The organism is Amycolatopsis sp. NPDC051045 (assembly GCF_040682955.1).
Taxonomy (GTDB): domain Bacteria; phylum Actinomycetota; class Actinomycetes; order Mycobacteriales; family Pseudonocardiaceae; genus Amycolatopsis.
Genome location: NZ_JBFBCC010000007.1, coordinates 200,551 through 215,618, shown reverse-complemented (window position 1 = coordinate 215,618; position 15,068 = coordinate 200,551). Strand labels below are relative to the sequence as shown.

The following is a 15,068-nucleotide window of genomic DNA, read 5'->3' as shown; positions in this document are numbered from 1 at the left end:
GGGGCCCGATCAGCGGTGGCTCGCCCGCAACCGGGGCAGCACGGCCAGCCAATCCAGCGCCGCGTCGACGGTCCGGTGGATCGGCAGCACCTGCTCCAGCCCCAGCACCCGGACCGGCCGCAGCACCGCCCGTCCCTGCGCCGCGAGCGCGAACGGCACGCCGCTGACGTGCGCCTCCGAGGCCGCCACCAGCAGCTCCGTGATCCCGCCCGCCCCGCAGAACACCACCTCGGTCAGATCCAGGACCAGTGCCCGCGGCGCGAGGTCGATCTCCTCGCCCAACCGGGTCCTGAGCCGGTCGAGGACCGGCAGGTCGATCTCCCCGCGGACCGCGACGACCGTCGCCTCCGCCGTGGCGGTCACCCGCAGGGTCATCGCGGACGGGACGTCGACGTGAAAGCGCGGAGCGGTGATCTGGTCGAGCACACGGGCCTCCTCGGAGCGAGGTACGGCCGGGGAGACGGGCGCGCCTCCCGGCCCACCTACGGGACGGACACGCAGGGGAACGAGCGGGCGGCTGCCGGTTGAACCGCGATGCCCACACCGTACGCCTCCGCGGCGGGCCGGGTCCGCGCTCCCACGGAATTCGTCGAATTCGCACCGGACACCCGAATATCCGGAATGGCCCGGCCGTCGAACACGTCGATCCCGGTAACGGTTCCCGTTCCGGGCGGCGCCGGAGCCCCGCCGGGACCGGTCTTCTGCTACAAAGTGGAGCGTTTTCGCGGTTCGTCGACCGACGCAGGGGTACGGGTGGCTTTCGAGGAACAGCTCGTCAACGGGCGCTACCGGCTCCTGGGGCACGTCGGCCGCGGCGCGATGAGCCTCGTGTGGCGGGCCAGGGACGAGCGGCTGGATCGCGTGGTGGCCGTCAAGCAGTTCCTGCACGAGCCGGGCGCGGACGTCTGCGAACGCGCCATCCGCGAGGCGCGGCTGGCCTCCCGGCTGCGGCACCCGCACGCCGTCGCGGTGTACGACGTGTTCGAGGACGCCGGCTCGATGTACCTGGTCATGGAGTACGTGCCCGCGCGTTCGCTGACCGAGGTCCTCGTCGACCGGGGACCGCTGCCGCGCTGCGACGTGCTGCGGCTCGGGCGCCAGATCGGCGCGGCACTGGCCGCCGCGCACGGCGACTGGATCCTCCACCGGGACGTCACGCCCAACAACGTGCTCGTCACCGACGACGGGACCGCCCGGATCACCGACTTCGGGGTGTCGCGCGCGCTCGGCGAGCAGCCGGCCGCCGACGAAGGCGTCGTCGTCGGCACGCTCCCCTATCTGGCCCCGGAAGTCGCGCGGGGCAGCCAAGCGGGCCTGCCGTCCGACGTCTACTCCCTCGGCGCCACGCTCTACACCGCGCTGGAGGGCACTCCGCCGTTCGGCACCAGCGACGACCCGATCACGCTGCTCCGGCGGATCACCGAGAACCAGCTCACCCCGCCGGCCCACGGCGGCCCGCTGACCGGCGTGCTGATGCGGATGCTCGACCGCGATCCGGCCGCGCGTCCGTCGATGCAGGAGACGGTGGATCTGCTCGCGGCGGTGGGCCGGCCGGTTCCGGCGCCCCGGCCCCGCCGCCGGTGGCTGCGCCGCGCCGCCGCGACCGGGGCCGCCGCGTGCCTGACGTCGGTGAGCGTGGTGGCCGGCCTCGCCCTCGCCGACCGGCCCGGGACCACCACCGCGGCCCCCGTCGAGCACCCGCCGACGACCGTCACCGCGGACCGCACCGTCCGCAGCACCACCACGGCCCCCGCACCGGTCCCGGCGCGCGCCTCCGCCGGGCCGACGCGGCGCTCCGGCACGCCCGTGGCCGCCGGGTGCACCGCGCGCTACGAGGTCACGAGCGCGTGGCCGGGCGGCGCTCAGGCACAGGTGACCGTGCACAACGACGGGCCGGCGCGGCTCACCGGCTGGACCGTCACCTGGGTGCTGCCCGGCGGGGTCGGCGTCCGCGATCTCTGGAACGGGACCCTCACCCGGGCCGGCTCGGCGGTGACCGTCACCGACGCGGGCTGGAACGCCCTGGTCGAACCGGGCGGCTCGGTTTCGTTCGGGCTGAACCAGACCACCACGGCCGGCCGCCCCGCTGTCCCGGTCCTCGGCTGCCGGTCGAACTGACCCACCGATACCGTTATCCTTCCGTCACAACCGGATCGGCATTTCTTCCGTAGCGGCCGGTGCCGTTTCCGTCATTCGGAACGAAATCGTCGAAGGCTTTTTCCGGCCCCCACCCAGGTGAGTGAATCGGGGGCGCGCGCCGAACTGCGCGCCGGAACCGGCCGTGTTCCCCCATGACGGAACGACGGAGGGGAGCGTGCGCGTGCACGAAGGAGCAGTGATCGCCGGCCGGTACCGCGTGCTCGGCCGGGCGGGTCACGGCGCGATGGGCACCGTCTGGCGGGCGAAGGACGAACGGCTCGACCGCCTGGTCGCGATCAAGCAGCTCTTCCCCGACTCCGCCGCCGGCCCGGCGGCCGAGGAGCGCACGCGCGCCCGGACGCTCCGGGAGGCCCGGGTCACCGCCCGCCTCCGCCACCCGCACGCGGTCGTCGTGTACGACGTCGTCGAGCAGGGAGCCGCGGCCTACATCACGATGGAGTACCTGCCGTCCCGCACGCTCACCGACCTGCTGGAGGAGCACGGCCCGCTGGTGCCGGAGTACGTGGCGGAACTGGGCGCCCAGCTCGCCTCGGCACTGGCCGCGGCGCACGCGGAAGGCGTCGTGCACCGCGACATCAGTCCCAACAACGTGCTCGTCACCACGGAGGGCACGGCGAAGATCACCGACTTCGGGGTGGCCCACGCGCGCGGCGAGGGCACCGCCACCGGTCGCGGGCTGGTCGTCGGCACGCCGGCCTACCTCGCCCCGGAAGTCGCGGACGGCGCCGAGCCCGGCTTCCCCTCCGACGTCTACTCGCTCGGCGCGACGCTCTACACCGCGCTCGAAGGGCGGCCGCCGTTCGGCACCGACGAGAACCAGCTGGCCCTGCTCAAACGCGTCGGCGGCGGCCACATCACCCCGCCCGCCACCAGCGGCCCGGTCACCGACGCCGTCCTCCGGCTGCTCCACCGGGATCCGGCCGCCCGCCCCGCGATGGCCGGGGCGGCCCGGTTGCTGACCCGCGCCACCACGCCGGGCGTGGTCCCGGCGGCGGCCCCGCCGGACAGCGCGCCCGCGCCGCCCGGCCGGCGCCGCTCCCGGGTGGCCTTCGCCGGGACGGCGCTGGCGCTGACGGCGGCCGCGATCGTGGCGGCGACGTCCATCCCGTCCGGCCGGGAGCCCGCGAGCGCGGCGGCCCAGCTGGCTTCGGCGCCGTCGACGACCCCGTTCACGTCCCGGACCGCCGGTCCGGCCGGCTGCGCCGCGCGCTACCAGGTCGTGAAGTCGTGGAACGGGGGCTTCCAGGGGCTGGTGACCGTCCGCAACAGCGGGCGGGCCGACGTGACGGCGTGGACGGTCAGCTGGCCGACGCCGGCCGGGACGAGCATCGACGACCTCTGGAACGGCAGGCTGGTGCGGACCGGGGCCACCTCGGCGATCGCGAACGCCGAGTGGAATGCGGTGCTGAAGCCCGGCGAATCGACCACCTTCGGCTTCGTCGCCCTGGCCCGCGGCGGCAACCGCGGGCTGCCGGTGACCGAGTGCCGCCCCGGGGAATGAATCGAGGCCCGCTATTTTTCGACGATCCGACGAAGGTGTCTTGACCAGGCGCGTTGACCGGCATTAGGGTCGGCCCTCACCCCTTCTTGTTAGCGCTAACTTCCGACCGGACAACGGATCGGACAATGGGTATCGAGAAAGTCCTCACGATGATGACGAATTTCCGCGACGCAGCGGGCCGGCCGTCCGGAGACGGCCGCGGCACGGTGACGATCACCGACGTGGCGAACGCGGCCGGCGTCTCGGCGAGCACCGTGTCCTACGTGATCACCGGGAAGCGGACGATCTCCCCCGCGACCCGCCGCCGGGTCGAAGAAACCATCCGCACCCTCGGCTACCGGCGCCGCGGCGGTTCGCCCGCGCCCCGCGCCGGAGTCCTCGCGGTGGCGGTGCCGCTGCCCGCCGACCGGCAGCTGGGTATGGCGATGGAGTTCTTTTCCGCGGCCGCGGGTGCGGCCCGCGAACTCGGCTTCGACCTGCTCCTGGTCACCGACGACGAAGGCAGCTCGGGCCTGCACCGGGTGACGGCGGCCGCCCTGGCCGACGCGGTGATCGTGCTGGACGCCGGCGACGACGACCCGCGCGTGCCCGTCCTGCTGGCCTCCGGCCGCCCCGCGGTGCTGGTCGGCGCGCCGGGGCAGCACCACGGGCTGGCGTCGGTGACGCTCGACTTCGCGCCGGCCGGCCAGGCCTGCCTCACCCACCTCGCCGACCTCGGCCACCGCTCGGTCGCCCACCTCGCGCCGTCGGCCACGCAGCCCGGCCACCGGCTCCGGTACTTGAAGGACTTCGTGGAAGGGTTCCGGGCGACGGCCGACGATCGCGACGTGAAAGCGCTTTCTCAACCGTGCGCGCCCACGGCCGAAGACGTCGCCCGCTGCTTGGACGACCTCTTCGCCGTTGGCGGACCGACCGGATTGGTCGTCCACGACGAAGCGGCCCTGCCGGTGGTCATGACCGCCCTCCGGCACCGCGGGCTACGGGTCCCCGTCGACGTTTCCGTCGTCGCGGTGTGCTCGGACACCGTGGCGGGGCAGCAGCGGATCCGGCCCACCGCGGTGGTGGTCCCGGCCCGCGAACTGGGGGCGCTGGCCGTCCGCCAGGCGGTGCGCCTGCTCGACGGCGGACCGGTTGCCCAGCCCGACGCCGTGACCCCCGTGCTCGTCACCGGCGAAAGCACCGCCGTCCGGGAAGAACCGTCGATGTCCCGGACGTGAAAATTCCGGGAAAACCGGCCGCGTGACCGAACCCTTCGCCGTTGGCGGCCGTATTTCCTTTCGAGGCCGTCGACGTCGACAGGGGAATACGGGTGGCAGCGAAAAAAGCAGCATTGGCCGGGCGGTACCGGCTGCTCGAACCCGCCGGCCACCACCCGGACGGCGCGGTGTGGCGGGCCAGGGACGAATTGCTCGACCGGTTCGTCACCGTCGAACGGCTCCCGGCGGGGTGCCCGTTCGACGCAGCCCATTCCGATCGCGTCCGGGCCAAGGCGATCCGCGACGCGCGCGTGGCGATCCGGCTGCACCACCCCCACGTCGTCGTCGTGCACGACGTCTTCGAGCTGGACCTCATCCCGTACGTGGTGACGGAGGACCTGGCGACCCGCACGCTGGCCGAGCTGGTCGACCGGCACGGGAGCTTCCCACCGGACCGCGTCGCGGCGCTCGGCGCCCAGCTGGCGTCGGCACTGGCGGCCGCGCACGCCGAGGGCATCCTCCACCGCGGGCTCGGCCCGGACAAGGTGCTGATCACCGCGGACGGGACGGCCAAGATCACCGGCTTCGGCCTGGGTGGCGGTTTCCCCGCCCCGGAGGTGACCGGCCCGGGCTTTCCCGCGGACGTCTACTCCCTGGGCGCCACCCTGTATTTCGCGCTGGAAGGGCGAGCGCCGGGCAGCGCGGTCCCGCCCCGGGCCGGCGGCCCGCTCCTCGACGCCCTGCTGGAATTCCTGCGCCCTGAACCATGGGCCCGCCCGGCGATGGCCGAAGCCGAGCGGACGCTCACCGGCCTCGCCGTGTCCGGCCCGCTCGCGGAGATCCCGGCCCGCGGAGGCCGGTCCCGCGCGCGCCTCCTGGTGACGGGCACGGTGCTCGTGGTCGCCCTCGGCACGGCGGTGACCACCCACGCCGCCCGCCGCCGCCTCACGGCGCCCTGACTGTCCCCCAGCGGCTCGAGGTGGCCTTCGGGCGATTCCACGGGCTCACGGCTGCCGCGCTTCGAGTGCACTCCCGCAGGACTCCCGCACCACGAGCGTCGGCCAGAGCTGGAGCCGGTGCACGGGGCGCTCGGTCGTGTCGGCGAGCCGGGCCAGTGCGAGCTCCGCGGCCACCGCGCCGAGGCGGTGCTTCTGCGGGCACACCGCGGTCAACGGCGGGTCGGACGCCGCCGCGACTTCGTCGTCGTAGGAGACCACCGCCAGCTCGCCGGGTACCGCGATGCCGCCGTCGCGGGCTCGCTGGATCAAGCCGATGGCCTCGCGGTCGGAGTGCACGAGCAGGGCGCCGACCCCGGCCCGGCCGCACCGGTCCAGCAGGGCGTCGTACTCCGCCGCCCATCCCGGGGAGCCGTAGACCGGGACGTCGAGGTCCAGCGCCGTGGCGGCGTCCAGGCCCAGGGACTCGATCGTCGCGCGCCAGCCGGTGCGCAGCGCCCGGCTCGTCGGGCTGGACCGGGACGTCACGAGGCCGACCGCGCGGTGGCCCAGCGAAACCAGGTGGCGGACCGCCAGGCCCGCGCCGAGTGCGTGCGCCGTCGTGGCCGCGTCCAGTGCGAGGGTGGGCAGCTCCGGCGGCGGCAGGCGCTCGACGAGCACCACCGGGACGCTCAGCGAACCCAGCCAGCGCAGCAGGTCCAGAGCGCCCCGGCCGCTGGTGGCCGGCGCGACGAGCAGCGTCTGCACGCCGCGCTCGAGGAGCGTGGTCACCTGGCGGCGGTCCTCCGCCGCGTCGTAGCTGGACGCGCGCAGGACCAGCCGGCCGCCCGCCGCGGCCACAGTGGACTGCGCGCCCTGGATCACCGGTGGCCAGTAGTACTCCACCGACGGCGCGACCATGCCGACCAGCGCGCCCGGCACGGCGGGGCCGAACACCGCGGAGGCGCCGGCGCGGCCGGTCTCCGGCTGGCCGCCGCGGGGCCGGGTCAGCGTGACGCCGCCGTGCACCCGCGTCAGCAGGCCGCGGTCGGCCAGCTCGGTGACGTCCCGCCGGACGGTGACCGCGGTGACGCCGAGCCGGTCGACGAGCTCGGCGAGCCGGATCGCGCCGTGCTCGCGCACCAGCGAAAGGATGATCTGGTGGCGTTCGGAGGCGAGCATCACCGGACCTGCTCCAGCCGGACCCGGGCCGGGCCCTCCCGCACCAGCAGGGTGAGCCGGGTGAGGTGCTCGCCCCACGCGGCCCGCAGCACGGGGTCGTCCAGCGGCCGCCGCTCGAGTTCCGCGGTGGTGTGCCGGGGATCCCAGCTCAGCCGCAGGACCCGCCGTCCGGCGAGGGAGACGAACGCTTCGCCGTCCCCCGGTTCGACGTCGCCCGCGAGGACGTGCCGCAGCCGGACCGGCCGGACGGAGTCGTCGTCCTCCACGAGGACGTGGGCGCGGGGTTCGCGGACCAGCCGCACCGTCCGGATCCAGCGCGCCAGCGAAGGGTAGGCCCCGGCGAGGTCCGCCGACAGCGTCGCCGCGGACGCGGTGAGCTCGACCCGGACGTCTCGCGCCCCGAAGGCTTCCCCCGGTTCCTGCGTGACGCCCGGCTCGGGGACGTTGTGCCACTCGCTGCGCACCGGCCAGGCCCGGTAGCGGTCCGGCCCGAAACTGTCCGCGGTGTAGGTCGGCTGGCCGGCGTCGGCCACCACCGGCACCCCCTCGACCGCCACCCAGTACGACCCGACGTCGAGGTGGTTGTGCCGCTCGCCGTTGTGCCCGGCCTTGACCGCCACGGTCAGCCCGCGCGGCGTGCCCGCCGTCTCCCGGGCCACGAGCACCTGCACCCGCGGCAGCCACTGTTCGCGAGCCAGCCAGCTCGCCCCGGGCTCCGCGGTCATCGCCTTCCGCCAATCCGGGTCGGCCAGGCCGGCCAGGGCCCGGCCGAGGCCGGCTTGCGGCCACACAGGCCGCCCGCTCGCTCGTGCCTGGCTCACCGCGTGCGCCCGGACGTCGTCGTCGCCGAACCGCTCCCCCCACCGGTGCAGGACGTGCCACGGCTGGGCCAGTGGCAGGCGGGCCGGAGCGTCCCCGGCGTTGACGTACGCGTCGCCGCCCAGGTGCATCCGGTGCGGAAAGCGGATCAGCGGGGCCAGCACGGGGAGGTCCCGCGCGTCGAGTCCGGTCGCGTCGGCCAGCAGGTCGAGGCTCTCCAGCAGCCGGCACGCGCCGTGCCACCAGTAGGCGACGCCCTCGTCGATGCCGCCGTCGTCGGGGAGCACGGCGACGTAGTGGTCGAGGCCTTCGACGACCAGCCGCACCAGCCGCAGCCGCCGCTGTTCGTCGTCGACGAGCAGGAGCGCGGCGGTGAGGACGGCGCTGTGGATCCACGGGTTCCAGTTGTGCGCGTCGCCGTCCAGGCCGAGCCAGTGCCAGTCGCGGATCCGCTCGAACGGCGTCAGGACGCGGAGGTCGACTTCCCGCCGCAGACGCTTGCGCAGGCCGGGGGCGCGGACGTCGAAGAGCGGGCCGAGGACGTGGTCGGCCCAGGCGAACAGGGACGCGACCTCGGCCGCGCCCAGGTCGAGGAAGGGATCACCGGGATCGGCGACCACCTCGCCCCGGGCGGCAGCGTGCCGGTCGTGGGGCGCCCAGCACCAGGTGGTCGCCTCGGCCAGCGCGACCAGCCCGTCGATCGCGCCGTCCAGGAACGACACCTCGTCCGGGGGCGCCAGCACCGCGGCCAGCACCAGCAGCGTCACGCGTTCGCGGAGCTCGCGAGCCGCGTCTTCGTAGTCGGTCCGGACACCGTCGCGGAAGGTCCGGGCCCACGCCGTGGCCGTCAGGACGGGCGCCGGGCGGGCGAGCACAACCGCGGCTTCGGCGAGCAGCGCATCCCCCGCCACCGCGTCCCACACCGCCCGATCGCGCACGTCCGGGAAGGAGACCCGCAGGGCCGGATGGCCGTCGAAGAGCGCGCTCAGCCGCTGCCGCAACACCGCGGCCCCTTTCGGTCCTGATCACTTCTGATCGTTTTTGACGCAAATTGTTGACTCGAACTATGGCACACCCCGACAGTGACAGCCATCACTTCGACGGAGGAGCAATGACGCTTCGGGGATCGGCGGGCCTGCCCCGCCGGACGTTCCTTTCGGCCACGGCCGCGCTCGCGGCCGGCGGGCTGCTCGGCGGCTGCGCGTCGTCGACCACCACGGCGTCCGGCGCCACCCGCGTGCGCATCTGGTCCTGGCTCACCGGCATGGACAAGTACGTCGCCGGGTTCAACGCGGCGCACCCGGACATCTCGGTGGAGCTCAACGTGATCGCGGCCGGGCTCAAGGGCGGCTACGCCCAGGAGACCAACGCGCTGCGCGCCCACAACGCACCGGACATCCTGCACGCCGAGTACCAGGGCCTGCCGCAGCTGCTCACCACGGGCGGCCTGCGGGACCTCACCGACGACCTGGCGGACCTGGAGCGGGGCTACTCCCCCGCGGCCTGGCAGAGCGTCCGGCCCGGCGGGCGCACCTGGGCGGTGCCGATGGACCTCGCCCCGATGGTGCTCTACTACCGCAAGGACCTGTTCGACCGGCACGGGATCGCCGTGCCCCGCACGTGGGACGAGTTCCGGGCCGCCGCGCAGGCCGTGAAGAAGGCCGACCCGGCCGCGCGGGTGACGACGTTCCCGCTCAACGACGGCTCCTTCTTCGCCGGGATGTGCTGGCAGGCGGGCGATCCGTGGTGGCGGGTCGACGGCGGCTCGTGGCGGGTGGACATCGACGGCGAAGGCACCCTGCGCACCGCGGACTACTGGCAGGGCATGATCCGCGACGGCCTGGTCGCCACGGCCCCGACCGGTGACCAGGACTGGATCGGGGCGATGCACCAGGGCCGCCTGTGGGGCCTGCTCGGCGCCTCCTGGAGCGTCGGCTCGCTGGTGAAGTCCATCCCGGAGGACAAGGGCCGGTGGGCGGTCACCACGATGCCGACCTGGGACGGCGCTCCGGCCAACGGCGTCCAGGGCGGCAGCGCGTTCGCCGTCTCCGCCGAAAGCAAGGTGGCGGACGCGGCCGTGAAGTTCCTGCGCTGGCTGAGCACCGACCCCGCCGGCTTCCCGAAGATCGGGGCGACGTTCAGCACGCCCTTCCCGGCCTACCTGCCGAGCCGGGACGTGGCCCGCAAGGCGTACAAGGGCGGGTACTTCCTCGGCGCACCGGTGTACGACGTGCTCGACGAAGCCGCCCGGCGGGTCCCGGACTGGACGTGGGGCCCCAACGCCCTGCGGATCTTCTCCACCGTCGTCGACCGCATGAGCGGGGTGAAGACGGGGGGCACGACCCTGGCCACCGCCGTCCGGCAGACGCAGGCCGACGCCGTCGCCGCGCTGCGGGAGCGGGGATTGACCGTGCTGGAAGGGAAAGCCTGATGACCGTCCTCACCCCCGAGCGCGCCGCGGGCGTGCCGGCGCCGGTTCGCCCCGGCGCTCCGGCGCGGGGCGGCCGTGGCCGCGGCCGCGCCGGCCTCGTGCTGGCGGCCCCGTTCGCGATCCTGCTGACCGCGACCGTGCTCGTGCCGATCGGGTACGCCCTCTACCTGAGCCTGTTCACCGATCGGCTGTCCGGCCTGGGTTTCTCCGGTCCGACGCAGGCGTTCGTCGCGCTCGGCAACTACGCCGACGTGCTCACCGACAGCGCGTTCCACGCGAGCCTCGGCAACGTGGCGCTGTTCGTCGTGGTCCACATCCCGATCATGCTCGGCCTGGCGCTCCTCCTGGCCCTGTTGATCGACTCCGCCGTCGTGCGGCTCAAGCGCGTGTGGTCGCTGGCGGTTTTCCTCCCCTACGCGGTGCCGACGGTGATCACCGGGCTCATCTGGGCCTACCTGTACAGCCCGAATTCCGGGCTGACCGCGCTCCTGCCGTTCGACCCGCTGGGCAAGACCGGCATCCTGCCCTCGATCGTGAACATCGCGACCTGGCAGTGGGTCGGCTACAACATGATCATCTTCTACACGGCGCTGCAGGCCGTCCCGCGTGACGTCCTCGAAGCCGCGCGCGCCGACGGCGCCGGAGGCATCCGGACGGCGTGGTCGGTCAAGGTCCCGATGATCCGGCCGACCATGTTCGTCGCCCTCGTGTTCACCGTCATCGGGTCCCTGCAGCTGTTCACCGAACCCCTGGTGCTGCGCGGGTTCACCGGGTCGGTGACGAGCACCTGGTCCCCGAGTCTCTATGTGTACGAAGCCGCGTTCATCGCCAACGACTACGGCCGCGCCGCCGCCGCGTCCGTGCTGCTGGCGCTGGTGTCCGCCCTGCTCTCGGCGCTGGTCATGCGCCTGTCCGCCCGGAGGTCCCGGTGACCCTGTCCCCTGCCGCTGCGCCATCCGAGGCTTCGCCTCGGGCCGGGGGCTCCGCCACCCGGAACCCCCCCAAAGCAGCTTCGCGGTGGACGTCACGCACGGTCGTGCACGTCCTGCTGGTGCTGGCCGCGCTGTACGCGGTCCTGCCGCTGATCTGGCTGGTCACCTCGGCCACCAAGTCCGTCGGCGACTTCTCCACGACCGGGGCGTTCGAGTTCGGGCAGTTCCACCTCGGCGCCAACCTCAGTGCGCTGTTCACGCAGGAGAACGGCGTCTTCCTCGCCTGGATCCGCAACTCGCTGCTCTACGCCGGCCTCGGCGCGGTCCTCGGCTCGCTGATCTGCGCGGCGTGCGGGTACGCGATCGCGAAGCTCGACTTCCCCGGCCGCCGCGCGCTGTTCGCGATGACCCTGGCCGGTGTCCTCGTGCCGACCACCGCGCTGGCCCTGCCGCTGTACCTGCTGGCCTCCCAGCTGCAGGTGGTCGGGACGTTCTGGGCGGTGTTCATCCCGTTGCTGACCAACCCCTTCGGCGTCTACCTCGCCCGCGTCTACGCCGACGCCGCGGTGCCCGGTGAAGTTCTCGAGGCCGCCCGGACCGACGGCGCCGGCGAACTGCGGACGTTCTTCACCATCGCGCTGCCGATGATGCGGCCCGGTCTGGTGACCGTCTTCCTGTTCCAGTTCGTCGGGATCTGGAACAACTTCTTCCTCCCGCTGGTGATGCTCACCGACCCGAAGCTGTTCCCGATGAGCCTCGGCCTGTACCAGTGGAGCACGCGCGTGACCCAGTTCCCGCAGTACAACCCGCTCGTCATCACCGGCTCCCTGCTGGCGGTGCTGCCGCTGGTGGTCGCGTTCGTCCTGCTGCACCGGCAATGGCGGTCCGGGCTGGCGGCGGGCAGCGTCAAGTGACGCGCCGCCCGGAGACCCTGCTGGTGATGGCGCGGGACACGATGCGGCTGCAGTTCGGCGAAGCGGAACTGCAGCGGCTTCGCGCCACGGCCCGGCTGGGCGAGCCGCTGTGCACCGACGAGCTCGCCTCGGCGCCGGTCCGGGCGCGGCTGGCGGCGGCGGAGGTGCTGATCACGTCGTGGGGCTGTCCCCCGCTCGACGACGCGGTCCTGCGGGCCGCGCCGAACCTGCGGGCGGTGCTGCACGCCGCCGGCAGCGTCCGCGACCACGTCGGCGCGGCGGTCTTCGACCGCGGCCTGCTGGTCACCACCGCCGCCGACGCCAACGCCGAGCCGGTCGCCCAGTACACCCTGGGCGCGATCCTGTGGGCGTTCAAGAAGGTGCCCTTCCTGGCCGCCGACGCCCGGGCGTTCCGGGAGGACTGGGGTTACCGCGAACTGCGCGGGGAGCTGTCCGGCCGGGACCGCACGGTCGTCCTGGTCGGCTTCTCCCGCGTCGGCCGCCGGGTCGCCGCGCTGCTGCGGCTGCTGGACCTGGCCCGGGTGCTCGTCGTCGACCCGGTGGCCGATCCGGGCGAGATCCGCGCGGCCGGTGCCGAGCCCGCCGGGCTGGCCGAGGCGCTGCCCCAGGCGGACGTGCTCAGCCTGCACGCGCCGTCGCTGCCGGAGACCCGGCACATGATCGGCGCGGCGGAACTGGCGGCCCTGCCGCCCGGCGCGGTGCTGGTCAACACCGCGCGAGGAGCGCTCGTCGACACCACGGCGCTCGAACACGCCTGCGCCACCGACGGCCTGCACGCCGTCCTCGACGTCACCGAGCCCGAGCCGCTGCCCGCCGGCTCCCCGCTCTACGACCTGCCCAACGTGGTGCTGACGCCGCACGTGGCGGGCTCGCTGGGCTCGGAGACCCGCCGGATGAGCGCCGAGGCGCTCGGCGAGCTCGAACGCTACGCCGCCGGCCTCCCGCCCCGGGCCCCGGTGACCCGGCATTCCCTGGCCGTGCAGGCATGACCGCCGTCGAGGACCGGCGGCTGTCGCCGTACACGGGCTGGACCCGCGGGCACTGGACCGCGCTGGCGGACCGGATGCTGGCGGCGGCCGGGGAGTACCGCTCCCCGGCCGGCGCCCGGATCGACCTGCCCGGCCCGGCCAGCCGCAACGGCCGCGTTTCCGACGGCCTGGAAGGGTTCGCCCGGACGTTCCTGCTCGCCGGCTTCCGCGTCGCCGGGGAGGGCGGCGCGGATCCGGGTGGTTTCCTCGAGCACTACGCGCGCGGGCTGGCCGCCGGCACCGATCCGTCGTCGCCCGAGGCGTGGCCCCGGCCCGACGAGCTCGGCCAGTCCAAAGTGGAGGCGGCGTCGATCGCGCTGGTGCTCCAGCTGACCCGGCCGTGGCTGTGGGACCGGCTCGACGACGCCGTCCGCGACCGGGTCGTCGCCTGGCTCGCGACGGTGGTCGGGCAGCCCTACCCGCCGATCAACTGGGTGTGGTTCCGGATCGTCGTGGAGTCGTTCCTGCGCGAGGCCGGCGGCCCGTGGTCGGCGGCGGACGTCGAGGAGGACCTCGCCGTGCACGCGTCGCTGCGGCGGCCCGGCGGCTGGCTCAGCGACGGCGACGAGCGCGCGTACGACCACTACACGGGGTGGGCCCTGCACCTGTACCCGCTGCTGTGGACGCACCTGTTCGATGTCACCGGCACCCTGTGCCCCGGCGCCCTGCGCCACCAGTGGGCCGCGGATCTGCGCCACTACCTCGACGACGCCGTCCGGCTGGTGGGCGCCGACGGTTCGCCCCTGCTCCAAGGCCGCAGCCTGGTCTACCGCTTCGCCGCCGCGGCCCCGTTCTGGGTCGGCGCGCTCACCGGGACTTCGCACCTGTCCCCCGGCTTGACGCGCCGGGTCGCCGGCGGGATGGTGCGGCACTTCGCCGACCGGGGCGCCCCGGACGGCCTGCTGAACCTCGGCTGGCACCACGCCTGGCCCGCCATGCGCCAGGCGTACTCCGGGCCCGGCTCGCCCTACTGGGCGACCAAAGGGATGCTGGGGCTCGCGCTGCCCGCGCACCATCCCGTGTGGACGGACGTCGAGGACCCGCTGCCGATCGAGACCGGCGACGTCGCCCGTGTCGTCGCCGCGCCCGGCTGGCTGGTTTCGGGACGGCGTCGCGACGGCATCGCCCTGGTGGTCAACCACGGCACGGACCACGCACGTCCCGGGGATCCGCGCGGCGACTCGCCGCTCTACGCGCGGCTCGGCTACTCCACCGCGACGGTGCCGCCGCTCGGTTCCGTACCCGACAACACGGTCGTCGTGCTGGACGCGGACGGCCGGGCGAGCCACCGCGCGGGGTACGTAACCTGCTACGCGACCGAGCTGCCGGGCGGGGTGCTGGCCGCGGCGTCGCAGGGCCGGGTCCGCTGGGTCGACACCGACGCCGACGATGCGCCGGACCACGGTTCGGGCCGCAGCGGGCCGGTGGTACCGGGGCCGGTGCTGACCGTGGCTTCCGTGGTGCGGTGCGGTGTCGAGGTCAGGTTGGCACGGCTCGACGGTGCCGGGGGTCCGGTCCGCTCGCTGAGGCTGAGCGGCTGGCCGGTGGCGGACGCGGCCCGCCCGGCCACCGATCCGGGCGTAGCCGCCGCGCGGACGCCCGCCCTGCGGTCGGAGGTGCGTTCCCTGCGCGGCTTCACCACCGCCGACGTGGTCCTCGAGTCCGGCGTCTCACCCTTGGGCGAGTGGACCGCGATCCCCTTCGTCGCCACCGACGGTCCCCCGGCCCCGGGCGCCGTGCTCGCCGCCGTCGTGGTCCTGGACCGCGGCGGTCCCGATGAACCCGATCCGGCCCTGGCGGTCGCCGCGGACGGCCAAGGCGGCCACCGCATCACCCTCACGTGGCCCGACGGCCTCACCGCCGAAGTCGCCTTGCCGGCCTTCCCCGTTCCGCACCGAATGTCCTCTTGACCTCCGGCCGACCGTGATGTTCCATTTTGTTGGGTTCTG

The 15,068-nt window shown here is 74.2% G+C and carries 12 protein-coding genes; 9 read left to right on the top strand and 3 right to left on the bottom strand.

Annotation, left to right across the window (positions count from 1 at the left end; translation table 11 throughout):
• Window positions 1-9: 9 nt before the first annotated feature.
• A complete protein-coding gene (locus tag AB0M80_RS19160) occupies window positions 10-426 on the bottom strand; it encodes an STAS domain-containing protein (protein WP_364566199.1) in 417 nt (138 codons plus the stop codon).
• A gap of 327 nt (window positions 427-753) precedes the next feature.
• Between AB0M80_RS19160 and AB0M80_RS19155 the strand changes: the two genes are divergently transcribed.
• The 4 genes from AB0M80_RS19155 to AB0M80_RS19140 all read left to right on the top strand — a co-directional run bounded on the left by AB0M80_RS19155 (window position 754) and on the right by AB0M80_RS19140 (window position 5,816).
• Window positions 754-2,118 carry a protein kinase gene (locus AB0M80_RS19155; RefSeq protein ID WP_364566196.1) on the top strand — a complete coding sequence of 455 codons (1,365 nt, stop codon included), beginning with the start codon at window positions 754-756 and terminating at the stop codon, window positions 2,116-2,118.
• A 163-nt stretch (window positions 2,119-2,281) separates the two neighbouring features.
• Complete coding sequence (locus AB0M80_RS19150; RefSeq protein ID WP_364566193.1) at window positions 2,282-3,661, top strand: serine/threonine-protein kinase; 1,380 nt, start codon at window positions 2,282-2,284, stop codon at window positions 3,659-3,661.
• A 125-nt stretch (window positions 3,662-3,786) separates the two neighbouring features.
• Window positions 3,787-4,878, top strand: coding sequence for a LacI family DNA-binding transcriptional regulator (locus AB0M80_RS19145; RefSeq protein ID WP_364566190.1), 1,092 nt, complete (start codon window positions 3,787-3,789; stop codon window positions 4,876-4,878).
• Between the two features lie 92 nt (window positions 4,879-4,970).
• The gene (locus tag AB0M80_RS19140) at window positions 4,971-5,816 is read left to right on the top strand and encodes a protein kinase (RefSeq protein ID WP_364566187.1); all 846 of its coding nucleotides are present in this window, start codon (window positions 4,971-4,973) and stop codon (window positions 5,814-5,816) included.
• 45 nt (window positions 5,817-5,861) lie between these two features.
• On the opposite strand, the gene AB0M80_RS19135 is transcribed toward AB0M80_RS19140, so the two are convergent.
• A complete protein-coding gene (locus tag AB0M80_RS19135) occupies window positions 5,862-6,974 on the bottom strand; it encodes a substrate-binding domain-containing protein (RefSeq protein ID WP_364566184.1) in 1,113 nt (370 codons plus the stop codon).
• The gene (locus AB0M80_RS19130) at window positions 6,974-8,797 is read right to left on the bottom strand and encodes a heparinase II/III family protein (protein WP_364566181.1); all 1,824 of its coding nucleotides are present in this window, start codon (window positions 8,795-8,797) and stop codon (window positions 6,974-6,976) included. The genes AB0M80_RS19135 and AB0M80_RS19130 overlap by 1 nt, the downstream gene beginning before the upstream one ends.
• Before the next feature lie 107 nt (window positions 8,798-8,904).
• Between AB0M80_RS19130 and AB0M80_RS19125 the strand changes: the two genes are divergently transcribed.
• The 5 genes from AB0M80_RS19125 (at window position 8,905) to AB0M80_RS19105 (ending at window position 15,029) form a co-directional block, all read left to right on the top strand.
• A complete protein-coding gene (locus AB0M80_RS19125) occupies window positions 8,905-10,224 on the top strand; it encodes a sugar ABC transporter substrate-binding protein (RefSeq protein ID WP_364566178.1) in 1,320 nt (439 codons plus the stop codon).
• Window positions 10,224-11,156: a sugar ABC transporter permease gene (locus tag AB0M80_RS19120; protein ID WP_364566175.1), complete on the top strand. Its 933-nt coding sequence runs from the start codon at window positions 10,224-10,226 to the stop codon at window positions 11,154-11,156. Before AB0M80_RS19125 ends, AB0M80_RS19120 begins: the two co-directional genes overlap by 1 nt.
• Window positions 11,157-11,260: 104 nt before the next feature.
• Window positions 11,261-12,070 (top strand): carbohydrate ABC transporter permease, encoded by an 810-nt coding sequence (locus AB0M80_RS19115; protein WP_364566172.1) that lies wholly within the window; start codon window positions 11,261-11,263, stop codon window positions 12,068-12,070.
• Window positions 12,067-13,080, top strand: coding sequence for a hydroxyacid dehydrogenase (locus AB0M80_RS19110; RefSeq protein ID WP_364566170.1), 1,014 nt, complete (start codon window positions 12,067-12,069; stop codon window positions 13,078-13,080). The genes AB0M80_RS19115 and AB0M80_RS19110 overlap by 4 nt, the downstream gene beginning before the upstream one ends.
• On the top strand, window positions 13,077-15,029 hold the full coding sequence (locus AB0M80_RS19105; RefSeq protein WP_364566167.1) for a DUF2264 domain-containing protein: 1,953 nt from the start codon (window positions 13,077-13,079) through the stop codon (window positions 15,027-15,029). The genes AB0M80_RS19110 and AB0M80_RS19105 overlap by 4 nt, the downstream gene beginning before the upstream one ends.
• Window positions 15,030-15,068 lie beyond the last annotated feature (39 nt).